Origin of the sequence: Pseudomonas sp. KBW05 (assembly GCF_003852405.1) — a bacterium.
Taxonomy (GTDB): domain Bacteria; phylum Pseudomonadota; class Gammaproteobacteria; order Pseudomonadales; family Pseudomonadaceae; genus Aquipseudomonas.
Window position 1 is genome coordinate 34972 of record NZ_QAJM01000004.1, and the last position, 11249, is coordinate 46220.

The 11249-nt window shown below is 61.1% G+C and carries 10 protein-coding genes; 5 read left to right on the plus strand and 5 right to left on the minus strand.

Annotated features, from left to right (window positions below; translation table 11 throughout):
• Positions 1–120: 120 nt before the first annotated feature.
• Complete coding sequence (gene bfr / locus DBR46_RS03935) at positions 121–585, plus strand: bacterioferritin (protein ID WP_029299402.1); 465 nt, start codon at positions 121–123, stop codon at positions 583–585.
• Between the two features lie 66 nt (positions 586–651).
• On the opposite strand, the gene uvrA is transcribed toward bfr, so the two are convergent.
• Positions 652–3486: an excinuclease ABC subunit UvrA gene (gene uvrA / locus DBR46_RS03940; RefSeq protein WP_124525080.1), complete on the minus strand. Its 2835-nt coding sequence runs from the start codon at positions 3484–3486 to the stop codon at positions 652–654.
• 178 nt (positions 3487–3664) lie between these two features.
• On the opposite strand from uvrA, the gene DBR46_RS03945 reads away from it, so the two are divergent.
• The 3 genes from DBR46_RS03945 (at position 3665) to tam (ending at position 6484) form a co-directional block, all read left to right on the plus strand.
• Positions 3665–5059, plus strand: coding sequence for an MFS transporter (locus DBR46_RS03945; protein ID WP_124525081.1), 1395 nt, complete (start codon positions 3665–3667; stop codon positions 5057–5059).
• A 9-nt stretch (positions 5060–5068) separates the two neighbouring features.
• The gene (locus tag DBR46_RS03950; protein WP_003232445.1) at positions 5069–5584 is read left to right on the plus strand and encodes a single-stranded DNA-binding protein; all 516 of its coding nucleotides are present in this window, start codon (positions 5069–5071) and stop codon (positions 5582–5584) included.
• A gap of 138 nt (positions 5585–5722) precedes the next feature.
• On the plus strand, positions 5723–6484 hold the full coding sequence (tam, locus tag DBR46_RS03955; RefSeq protein WP_124525082.1) for a trans-aconitate 2-methyltransferase: 762 nt from the start codon (positions 5723–5725) through the stop codon (positions 6482–6484).
• 21 nt (positions 6485–6505) lie between these two features.
• Here tam and DBR46_RS03960 read toward each other — a convergent pair whose 3' ends face one another.
• Positions 6506–7069 carry a cysteine hydrolase family protein gene (locus DBR46_RS03960; protein ID WP_124525083.1) on the minus strand — a complete coding sequence of 188 codons (564 nt, stop codon included), beginning with the start codon at positions 7067–7069 and terminating at the stop codon, positions 6506–6508.
• Positions 7070–7165: 96 nt separating this feature from the next.
• Between DBR46_RS03960 and DBR46_RS03965 the strand changes: the two genes are divergently transcribed.
• Positions 7166–8125 carry a GlxA family transcriptional regulator gene (locus tag DBR46_RS03965; protein ID WP_124525084.1) on the plus strand — a complete coding sequence of 320 codons (960 nt, stop codon included), beginning with the start codon at positions 7166–7168 and terminating at the stop codon, positions 8123–8125.
• A gap of 113 nt (positions 8126–8238) precedes the next feature.
• Here DBR46_RS03965 and DBR46_RS03970 read toward each other — a convergent pair whose 3' ends face one another.
• From DBR46_RS03970 to DBR46_RS03980, 3 genes are read right to left on the minus strand one after another with little or no spacing between them, the layout of a single operon-like run.
• Entirely contained in the window at positions 8239–9186 is a 948-nt protein-coding gene (locus DBR46_RS03970; protein WP_124525085.1) for a lysylphosphatidylglycerol synthase domain-containing protein, read from the minus strand.
• Positions 9176–10435: a cardiolipin synthase ClsB gene (gene clsB / locus DBR46_RS03975; RefSeq protein WP_124525086.1), complete on the minus strand. Its 1260-nt coding sequence runs from the start codon at positions 10433–10435 to the stop codon at positions 9176–9178. Before clsB ends, DBR46_RS03970 begins: the two co-directional genes overlap by 11 nt.
• Positions 10432–11211, minus strand: a complete 780-nt coding sequence (locus DBR46_RS03980; protein WP_124525087.1) for an endonuclease/exonuclease/phosphatase family protein — start codon at positions 11209–11211, stop codon at positions 10432–10434. Before DBR46_RS03980 ends, clsB begins: the two co-directional genes overlap by 4 nt.
• Between the last annotated feature and the right edge of the window lie 38 nt (positions 11212–11249).

The following is an 11249-nucleotide window of genomic DNA, read 5'->3' on the forward strand; positions in this document are numbered from 1 at the left end:
GGTTTTTGCGTTATTTCAGCTACTTTTCTCCGGAAATCTTCACTTTTCTGCCGTTGATCCCGTGACCTCCGGGTCATCATGGTTCAAACTACAGACTTTCAAGCAGGGAGATGTAGGGCGATGCAAGGTCACCCCGACGTAATCGATTACCTCAACACGTTGCTGACGGGCGAACTGGCAGCTCGTGACCAATATTTCATCCATTCGCGTATGTACGAAGACTGGGGCTTCACCGAGCTCTACGAACGTATCAACCATGAGATGGAAGAAGAGGCACAGCACGCCGACGCGCTGATGCGCCGTATCCTGATGCTCGAAGGCACGCCGCGCATGCGTCCCGACGACCTGGACACCGGCACCACGGTGCCTGAGATGCTCGCCAGTGATTTGCGCCTGGAATACAAGGTGCGTGCCGCACTCTGCAAGGGCATTGAGCTCTGCGAGAAGCACAACGACTATGTCACGCGTGAAATCCTGCGTGTGCAGTTGAACGACACCGAAGAAGATCACACCTACTGGCTGGAAAAGCAGTTGGGCCTGATCAAGCTGATCGGCCTGGAGAATTACCTGCAATCGCAGTTCTGATTCCCGGTTACAAAAAAGCCCCTGTCGCCTTAACGGTGACAGGGGCTTTTTGTTGGGCCCGATAAATCAGGCCCGGTCGCGCGCCAACAGTGGTTTCAGGTAGTAACCGGTGTGCGACTGCGGCATCTCGGAGACTTCCTCCGGTGTGCCCACCGCGATGATCTGCCCGCCCTTGGAGCCGCCCTCCGGCCCAAGGTCCACCAGCCAATCGGCGGTCTTGATCACATCCAGGTTGTGCTCGATCACGACTACCGTGTTGCCGTGGTCGCGCAAACGGTGCAGTACATCCAGCAATTGCTGGATATCCGCAAAGTGCAGACCCGTGGTCGGTTCATCGAGGATATACAGGGTCTTGCCGGTATCACGCTTGGACAGTTCGCGCGACAGCTTGACCCGCTGCGCCTCGCCGCCGGACAGTGTGGTCGCCGACTGCCCCAGTTTGATGTACGACAGGCCCACATCCATCAACGTTTGCAGCTTGCGCGCCAACGCCGGAACCGCGTCGAAGAACACCCGCGCTTCCTCGATGGTCATCTCCAGGGTTTCGTGGATGCTTTTGCCCTTGTACTTGATCTCCAGGGTTTCGCGGTTGTAGCGCTTGCTCTTGCACACATCGCAGGGCACGTAGATGTCCGGCAGGAAGTGCATCTCCACCTTGATCAAGCCATCGCCCTGGCACGCTTCGCAGCGCCCGCCCTTGACGTTGAACGAGAACCGACCAGGCCCGTAGCCCCGTGAGCGGGACTCCGGAACACCTGCAAACAACTCGCGAATCGGCGTGAACAGCCCGGTGTAGGTCGCCGGGTTCGAGCGCGGCGTACGGCCAATCGGGCTCTGATCGATATCGACCACTTTGTCCAAGAGCTCCAGGCCCTTGATGCTGTCATGCGCTGCCGCTTCCAGAGTGGTCGCGCCGTTCAAGGCCGTGGCACTCAACGGGAACAGGGTGTTGTTGATCAGCGTCGACTTGCCTGAGCCGGAAACACCCGTCACACAGGTCAGCAGGCCCAAGGGGATTTCCAGGTCCACATTGCGCAAGTTGTTGCCGCGAGCACCCTTGAGGTGCAGTGCCTGCTTCTTGTTGCGTGGTGTGCGCTTGGCCGGCACTTCAATTTTCACGCGGCCAGAGAGGTACTTGCCGGTCAGCGAGTCCGGGTGCGCCATGACTTCAGCGGGTGTGCCCTCGGCGACAATATGCCCACCATGGACGCCAGCGCCCGGGCCGATATCGACGACATAATCCGCCAGGCGAATCGCATCTTCATCGTGCTCGACCACGATCACGGTGTTGCCGATGTCCCGCAGGTGTTTCAGCGTGCCGAGCAGGCGGTCATTATCGCGTTGGTGCAAACCGATCGACGGTTCGTCGAGGATATAGAGCACCCCCACAAGACCCGCGCCAATCTGGCTGGCCAGGCGAATCCGCTGGGCCTCACCGCCGGACAGCGTATCTGCGCTGCGATCCAGCGACAGGTAGTCCAGGCCCACGTTGACCAGGAACTGCAAGCGCTCGCGAATTTCCTTGAGGATCTTGTCGGCAATCTCGCCGCGACGGCCGGTCAGCTTGAGTACACCAAAGTACTCACAGGCGTCGCCGATAGGCAGGTTGGTCACCGCCGGCAAGGTCTTCTCACCCACCCACACATGCCGCGCCTCACGACGCAGGCGCGTGCCGCGACAATCCGGGCAGGGTTGGGTGCTGAGGAATTTCGCCAGCTCTTCACGCACGCTGGCCGATTCGGTCTCGCGGTAGCGGCGCTCCAGGTTGGGCACGATGCCTTCGAACGGGTGGGAGCGTTTAACGATGTCGCCGCGGTCGTTCAGGTATTTGAAGTCGACATTCTGTGAACCGCTGCCATGGAGGATGACTTTCTGCTGATCCGCCGGCAGTTGGTTGAACGGCACTTCCAGGCTGAATTTGTAGTGGGATGCCAACGACCCCAGCATCTGGAAGTAATAGACATTGCGCCTGTCCCAACCACGTATCGCCCCTTCGGCCAAGGTCAGCTCGCCATTGACCAGGCGCTTGATGTCGAAGAACTGCTTCACCCCGAGGCCATCGCACGTCGGGCAGGCGCCGGCCGGGTTGTTGAAGGAGAACAGCTTGGGTTCCAGCTCGCTGATGGCGTGGCCACAGATCGGGCAGGCAAAGCGCGCGGAGAAGATGATTTCTTCACCCGGCTCGTCGTCCATCGGCGCCACCAGGGCAATGCCGTCCGCCAGCTTCAAGGCCGTCTCGAACGATTCCGCCAGGCGCTGTTGCAGGTCAGCCCGTACCTTGAAGCGGTCCACCACCACATCGATGGAGTGCTTCTTCTGCTTGTCGAGCTTTGGCGCTTCGTCCAGCTCATAGAGCTTGCCGTTGATCCGCGCGCGTACAAAACCTTGCGCGCGCAGCTCTTCGAAGACGGAAAGGTGTTCGCCCTTGCGCTCGCGAATCACGGGCGCCAGCAACATCAGCTTGGCGCCTTCAGGCTGGGCCAGCACCAGGTCAACCATCTGGCTGACGGTCTGCGCTTCCAGTGGAATATCGTGGTCGGGGCAACGCGGAATGCCCACGCGTGCATACAACAGGCGCAAGTAATCGTAGATTTCGGTGATGGTGCCCACGGTGGAGCGGGGGTTGTGGGAGGTCGATTTCTGCTCGATGGAGATCGCCGGCGACAGGCCTTCAATGGTGTCGACGTCGGGCTTTTCCATCATCGACAGGAACTGCCGGGCATAGGCCGACAGCGATTCCACATAGCGCCGCTGGCCTTCGGCGTACAGCGTGTCGAATGCCAGGGACGATTTGCCGGACCCCGACAAACCGGTGATGACGATCAGTTTGTCCCGGGGCAGGGTCAGGTCGATGTTCTTCAGGTTGTGGGTTCTAGCCCCACGAATCAGGATCTTGTCCAATATGGCCTCGCACGGCGGGCGTAAATAATGCAGGAGTATACGGCTAAAGACTGGATGAATATACACTGTCAAATGGCCGCTTGCAGCCTTACATGAAAGCTGCGCGGCAAAGCGCCGCATATACCCTCTCAATCGATGGGACTGGTAGAATCGCCGCCGGTTCACACGAGGTTTTTCCATGCACGATCCCCACAGCGAACGCATGAGTAGCGGCGAGACCCGAGCAGCAAGCGGTCTGGCCCTGGTGTTCGCCTTCCGTATGCTTGGCATGTTCATGGTGTTGCCGGTACTGGCGACCTATGGGATGGATCTCGCAGGCGCGACCCCCGCCCTGATCGGCCTGGCGATTGGCGCCTATGGCCTGACCCAGGCGATTTTCCAGATTCCATTCGGAATCATTTCCGACCGCATTGGCCGCCGCCCGGTGATTTACCTGGGGCTGATCGTGTTCGCCCTCGGCAGTGTGCTCGCGGCCCAGTCGGATTCGATCTGGGGCGTGATTGCCGGCCGTGTCCTACAGGGCGCCGGGGCGATTTCTGCCGCTGTCATGGCACTGCTGTCGGACCTGACCCGCGAACAACACCGCACCAAGGCCATGGCCATGATCGGCATGACCATCGGCCTGTCGTTTGCCGTGGCCATGGTGGTGGGGCCCTTGCTGACCCGTGCTTTCGGCCTGCATGGCCTGTTCCTCGCCACGGGCGGCATGGCGCTGTTTGGCATCGTGATCGTGGCCTTCATGGTGCCGCGCTCCACCGGCACGTTGCAGCACCGCGAGTCTGGGGTTGCGCGCAAGGCGTTGTTGCCGACGCTCAAGCACCCCGACCTGCTGCGCCTGGATTTAGGTATCTTCGTATTACACGCGATGCTGATGTGCAGCTTCGTCGCCTTGCCCCTGGCGTTGGTGGAAAAAGCCGGCCTGCCCAAGGAGCAGCACTGGTGGGTCTATCTCACTGCGCTGTTGATTTCGTTCTTCGCCATGATCCCGTTCATTATCTATGGCGAGAAAAAACGCAAAATGAAACGAGTTCTGCTGGGCGCCGTCGCGACGCTGATGCTCACTGAGCTATTCTTCTGGCAGTTCGGCGACAGCCTGCGAGCGCTGGTGATCGGCACAGTGGTGTTCTTCACCGCGTTCAACCTGCTGGAAGCCTCGTTGCCGTCGTTGATCAGTAAAGTTTCACCGGCCGGTGGCAAGGGCACGGCGATGGGAGTGTATTCCACCAGCCAGTTCCTCGGCTCCGCACTGGGCGGCATCATGGGCGGCTGGATGTTCCAGCATGGCGGTTTGTCGGTTGTGTTCCTCGGTTGCGCCGGGCTGGCTGCACTTTGGCTAGTCTTTGCTGTTACCATGCGCGAACCTCCATACGTCACAAGCCTGCGCCTGCCGTTGTCGCCCGAAGCAATTCGTGAAGCCGGCCTGGTAGAGCGCCTAAAGGCCGTTGTTGGGGTAACAGATGCGGTAGTGATCGCCGAAGAAGCCGCCATCTACATCAAATTGGACACCGAATTATTGGATCGCGCGACGCTTGAGCAACTGGTCAACCCAGTGCCGACAGCGCGCCCAGCCTAGGAGAACGTTATGGCCCGTGGGGTTAACAAAGTCATATTGGTCGGTACATGCGGCCAGGATCCCGAAGTTCGCTACTTGCCTAACGGTAACGCCGTGACCAACCTGAGTCTGGCGACCAGCGAACAGTGGACCGACAAGCAAACCGGCCAGAAGGTCGAGAAAACCGAATGGCACCGTGTGTCGATGTTCGGCAAGGTGGCAGAGATCGCCGGTGAGTACCTGCGCAAAGGTTCGCAGGTCTACATCGAAGGCAAGCTGCAAACCCGCGAGTGGGAAAAAGACGGTATCAAGCGTTACACCACCGAAATCGTGGTCGACATGCAAGGCACCATGCAACTGCTGGGCGGCCGTCCACAGGGCGACCAACAGGGCCAGGGCGGCATGTCCAACTCGGCACCGCGTCCACAGCAGTCGCGTCCGCAGCCAAGCCAGCAGCCTCAGCGCGAGTCGCGTCCAGCGCCACAGCAGGCCGCTCCGCAACCGGCACCGGATTTCGACAGCTTTGATGACGATATCCCGTTCTAAGGTCCAAGACCCGGAACGCACAAAACCCCCGATAGCCCAGGCTTCGGGGGTTTTTTATTGCCCGATCGTCCGGGCATTTGTTCTCATGGCCTACAGGATTTAGGCTGTGGCCAACCTTTAACATGAAGGAATGCTGCGATGACCTGGTCTGCCAAGCAATACACGATTTTTGAACAACAGCGCACCCGTCCCGTTCGTGACTTGGTTGCGGCAGTTCCGAACACCGACGTGCGTACCGCCGTCGACCTGGGTTGCGGCCCCGGCAACTCCACCGAAGTACTGGCCGAGCGCTTCCCGCACGCCCACGTCACCGGCATGGACAGCTCCGGCGACATGCTCGCCGACGCTCGCAAACGCCTGCCGGCACTGAAGTTCGAACTGGCGGACATTGGCGACTGGAACCCAGCGCAAGCCTTTGACGTGATCCTGGCCAACGCATCCCTGCAATGGCTACCGAATCACGCCACGCTGTACCCGCACCTGGTCAACCAACTGACACCCGGCGGCACGCTGGCGGTGCAAACCCCGGACAACCTCGACGAACCCGCCCACCGGCTAGCCCGCGAAGTCGCTGCCGAGGGCCCATGGGCCGCCAAGATCGGTGCGGTCAAACACAATGAGCGCCACGCCGCGAGCTACTACTACGAACTGCTGAGCAAACACTGCAGCACCGTCGATGTGTGGCGTACCACTTACCTGCACCCGCTGGCAGACCACGCCGCGGTAGTGGAGTGGTTCAAGGCATCGGCCCTGAGACCGTTCCTCGCGCCGTTGACCGATAGCGAAAAGACCGCCTTCCTACAGGAATACCAAGTGCGGATTACCCAGGCTTACCCAGCGCTGGCCGATGGCAGCGTGTTGCTGACATTCCCGCGCCTGTTCATCATCGCGACCCGCTAACGTCGTGTAGGCAAGTGGCGGTCAGGCCGCCGCCGCTTGCGCCTGCAAGTATTCATCCGCCGACACCACGCCCGCATAGCCAAATGCCAGTGAGGCCATATACGCCCCATGCACCTGCGCGGCCGGAATCACCTGGCCATTGAATTCCAGTTCCCGTGTTGCGCAGGCGTCGTGAATGACCGTGACCTTGTAGCCCAAATCCGCCGCTGCCCGCACCACGGCATCAATGCACATATGGCTCATGCTGCCGACCACTACCAGTTCGGTGATGCTGCGTTGCTCCAGCAGAGCACGCAGATTGGTTTCGCGAAACGCATTGACGAAATGCTTCAATACCACCGGCTCGTTGCCCTCGTTCAGCACCTTGGGATGCAAATGCGCACCCTCGGAACCTGGCGTGAAGAACGGTGCGTCCTCGGCGGTGAACTCATGACGCACATGAATCACCGCATCACCGGCCTGGCGAAACGCTTGCAGCACCTGCGCAGCCTTGTCCGCTGCGGCGTCCACGCCGTCGAGTGGCCACTTGCCCTGAGGGAAGTAGTCGTTCTGGATATCGATTAGGATGAGTGCTTGCTTGGCCATGGGTATTGCCTCGTGATGGGTTGATGGGCCCAGTATCTTCGCTGGCGCCTGCACCTGGGATTGGCTGCACCGACAATAACAGGGGGAAAACTGACAATGGTCGTTGTTGAGTTGGGTGTGTTGATCTACCAGGGTGCGCAACTGGCCGCCGTGCATGGTTTGACGGACTTGTTCGGCGTGGCCAACCGGATCGCCGCCGAGCATCAATCTGCGCAATTGCCATTGCTGCGGGTCAGTCATTGGCAGGTTGACGCACAGGGCCAACCGCTGCGCGTTTTCGACAGCCACCCCGGCCCCGAACAGCCGATGATGGCTGTGCTGGTGCCGCCGTCCATCGGCGAGTTTACCGAAGAACAAACGCCGCCGGCGCTGTTGGCGTGGTTGCGCGAGCAACATGCGACGGGCACGGTGCTTGGCGGCGTGTGTATTGGCTCGATCATGCTGGCGCGCAGTGGCCTGCTGGATGGGCGCAGCGCCACGACCCACTGGTCCTCGGCCCAGTCCTTCGCGGCCCGCTATCCGGCGGTGCGCCTGGAGGCGGACAAGCCCATTGTCGATGACGGCGACCTGATCACCACCGCCGGGCTGATGGCCTGGTCGGAACTGGGCCTGCGCCTGGTGGATCGGCTGATGGGCCCGAGCATCGCCGCCGACACGGCACGTTTCCTGGTGATCGAGCACAGCGACAGCGCCAGCCAATGCGGCAGCAATTTCGCGCCGATCCTTGGGCATGGCGATGGCGCCATCCTCAAGGTTCAGCATTGGCTGCAAGCCAGCGGGGCGGTAGATGTTTCTGTCGCCGCCATGGCGCAAGAGGCGGGACTGGAGGAGCGCACCTTCCTACGGCGTTTTCGCAGCGCCACCGGCTTGAAGCCCACCGAATACTGCCAGCACCTGCGTGTGGGCAAGGCGCGGCAAATGCTTGAATTCACCAACGGCACCATTGATCACATCGCCTGGACCGTGGGCTACCAGGACCCCAGCGCCTTCCGCGCCACCTTCAAGAAAATCACCGGGCTTGCACCCAGTGATTACCGCAGCCGATTTGGCGTTTAAGCACCTGGTGTTCTCTAAGCCGTCTTCGCGAGCAAGCCCGCTCCCACATTGGAATGCATTTCAACTGTGGGAGCGGGCTTGCTCGCGAAGACGGTAGACCGATCAACACAAGCTCAAGCCGGCGCCTTCTTCACCCGCAACGCCTTCGCCTTGGCCTCCACCCCGAGGTACATCACCAGCGCGATCAGTAGTGGCAAAATAAAGTAGATCGCCCGATAAGCAATCAGCCCCGCCAGCAAGCTGCCCCGCGATGCCTCATGTTGCAGTAACCCAATAAACACGGCCTCCAACACCCCAAGCCCCGCCGGGATATGGGTGATCACGCCAGCAATGGCGCTGATCAGCAACACCCCCAGTACCAATGGGTAGTCCAGTTTGGCCGGCAGCAGGGTAAAAATCACCGCCGCCATCAGCGACCAATTCAATGCGCCCAATGCCAACTGCAAGCACGCCATGCGCACCGACGGCAGGTTGATCTCCATGCCGCGAATAGACCACTCGCGTTTTTTCGAGAATTGGCAGGCGGCCAGGTAACCAAGGCTGAGCAGCACCAACACAACCCCAATGCCCTGCAACGCGCCGGTGCTGACTTTCCACCCTGGCGGCATCGTCACCAGGCCACTGCTGAAAATCACCCCGGCCAGCGCCATATAGCCGAACCAATTGGTCGCCAGGCTCAGCCCCAGGATCTTGGCGATATTGCCGCTGCTCACCCCCAGCCGGGAGTACAGGCGATAGCGCATGGCAATCCCCCCCACCCACGCGCTGAGGTTGAGGTTGAAGGCGTAGCTGATGATGCCCACCGGCAGGATCTGCTTCCAGCCCAGGTCTTGGCGGATATAGGTGCGGCCGATCAAATCAAAGCTGGCGTACACCAAAAAACTGCACAGCGTCACCGCGCCTGCGATCAGCAAGGTACGCAGCTTGAAGTCCCCCAGGGTCTGTAGCACTTCGCTCCAGTCGATGCGCCGGGCGAGCAGGGTGAACAACACGATCAGCGCCAGGAAAAACACTACGGTCAGCGGTTTTTTCCAGCGTTTGAAGCGCGATTCAGTGGTCATTGGCCTGGCCCTCAAACGGTTTCAGCCGCGGTTTATGGGCGGGCAGCCAACCGGTCATCGCGGGGAAGTGGCGCATCACATGAAACACCAGGAAACCTACGGTCAATCGCCACAGCCACAAACGCGGCTTGCGGTTTTCCGGCATGGTCTGGCAGTGATCGCGGGCGAGTATTTCCAGGCGCTCGTAGAGCTGTTGGTTGAATGCGCGATCGCGTATCAGCACGTTGGCTTCCAGGTTCAGTGCCAGGCTCAGCGGGTCCAGGTTACTCGAGCCCACGGTGCTCCAGTCGTCATCCACCAGCGCGACTTTGCCATGCAGCGGGCGCTGGCAATATTCGTGGATCACCACGCCATCCTTGAGCAGGTAGTCGTAGAGCATGCGCGCGGCCAGCTTGGCCAGCAGCACATCCGGTTGGCCCTGCATGATCAGCTGCACCTGTACGCCCCGGCGCGCCGCATTGCGGATTTCCCGCAGCAGGCGGTAGCCAGGGAAGAAATAGGCGTTGGCGATCACCACACGCTTTTGTGCCTGGCCCAGGGCGTGGATATAGGCCTCTTCGATGTCATCGCGGTGTCTCACGTTGTCGCGATAAATCAAGCGCACCAAGCCCTCGCCCTCGGTGGAGCCTGCGCAAGGCGGCTGCTGGCGCCGCCGCCAACCGCGCCGGGCGCGTGCCTGACGGCCGCTTTGGGCGAGGGCGAAATGATGCAGGTCGGCCACCGCCGGGCCCGTCACCTGCACCGCATAATCCTGCTTGGCCTCGGGGCCGAAATCCCCCAGATGGTCGGCCGAAAAATTGATCCCTCCGATAAACGCCACGGCGGCGTCCACCACGACGATCTTGCGATGCAGGCGGCGAAACCAGTTGGTGCGAACGCCCAGGGTTTTGGACGCCGGGTCGAACATCTGCACCGTCACCCCGGCGTCCGCCAGCTCACCGAGAAAGGACGGGCTCAGCTCGCCGCAGCCAAAGCCGTCGAGGCTGACCACCACCTTCACGCCACGCTGCGCCGCGTCGATCAGGATGTGTTGCAGCTCATGCCCGACCTTGTCTTCGAACAGGATAAAGGTCTCCAGCAGGATTTCCCGCCGCGCCTCGCGCAGGGCCTCGAAGACCTTGGGGAAGTACGCCTCGCCGTTTTCCAGCAACTGCACCTGGTTATCGCTGTGCCAGCCGTAGTCCAGGTCGCGGGCCTTGGCTGCGTCCGGCGGCTGGTCGGTGGCGATGTGTTCGACGGCGACGCTCATAGCTCGATCTCCACCGACAGCGGCACGTGGTCTGACAGATGGGACCAGGGCCGCGTGGTCAACACCCGGGGGTTATGCACCTTGAGGTTGCGCACGTAGATGCGGTCCAGCGGTAACAGCGGCAGGCGCGCCGGGAAGGTGCGTGCCGGTTTGCCGTGGGCCTGCATGAACACTTCGGTGAGGCCGCTCTGGCTCAAGTCGGCCTTCTGGCGCCAATCGTTGAAATCTCCGGCCACCACCAGCGGTGCATCGGCCGGAATCTCACGGATGCGTTGCTCCAGCAAGCGCAGTTGCTGCTGGCGATGCACCTCGCGCAGTCCCAGGTGGATGCAGATCGCATGCACCTCCTGGCCGGTGCCCGGCAGGCGCAGTACGCAATGCAGCAGGCCACGGTTTTCATGGCCACTCTGGGAAATATCCAGGTTGTCGTAGCGCACGATCTGGAATTTCGACAGCAGCGCATTACCGTGGTCACCGTGGGGGTAGACCGCGTTGCGCCCGTAAGCGAACTGCGGCCAGATGCTGTCAGCGAGGAATTCGTACTGCGGCATGTTCGGCCAGTCGCTGTAGCGCTGCGGGTGGCGTTCGTGGGTGCCGTGGATTTCCTGCAGGAACACCATGTCCGCGCCCACACTGCGCACCGCTTCGCGCAGCTCGGGGAGGATGAAACGCCGGTTCAGGGCGGTAAACCCCTTATGGATATTGACCGTCAGCACCGTGAAGCGGGTGATGGCGACGCTGGGGGTGATGGGCACCCAGTCGGGAGTCGCAGCCATGGTTGCTCCTGAAGAAGAGTGGGGCCTTATCCCCCCGT

Excerpts from the sequence above, each read along its gene's own strand:
- bfr (WP_029299402.1), top strand. The coding sequence starts at position 121 with ATGCAAGGTCACCCCGACGTAATCGATTACCTCAACACGTTGCTGACG.
- DBR46_RS03945 (WP_124525081.1), top strand. The coding sequence starts at position 3,665 with ATGCACGATCCCCACAGCGAACGCATGAGTAGCGGCGAGACCCGAGCA.
- DBR46_RS03950 (WP_003232445.1), top strand. The coding sequence starts at position 5,069 with ATGGCCCGTGGGGTTAACAAAGTCATATTGGTCGGTACATGCGGCCAG.
- tam (WP_124525082.1), top strand. The coding sequence starts at position 5,723 with ATGACCTGGTCTGCCAAGCAATACACGATTTTTGAACAACAGCGCACC.
- DBR46_RS03960 (WP_124525083.1), bottom strand. The coding sequence starts at position 7,069 with ATGGCCAAGCAAGCACTCATCCTAATCGATATCCAGAACGACTACTTC.
- DBR46_RS03965 (WP_124525084.1), top strand. The coding sequence starts at position 7,166 with ATGGTCGTTGTTGAGTTGGGTGTGTTGATCTACCAGGGTGCGCAACTG.
- DBR46_RS03970 (WP_124525085.1), bottom strand. The coding sequence starts at position 9,186 with ATGACCACTGAATCGCGCTTCAAACGCTGGAAAAAACCGCTGACCGTA.
- clsB (WP_124525086.1), bottom strand. The coding sequence starts at position 10,435 with ATGAGCGTCGCCGTCGAACACATCGCCACCGACCAGCCGCCGGACGCA.
- DBR46_RS03980 (WP_124525087.1), bottom strand. The coding sequence starts at position 11,211 with ATGGCTGCGACTCCCGACTGGGTGCCCATCACCCCCAGCGTCGCCATC.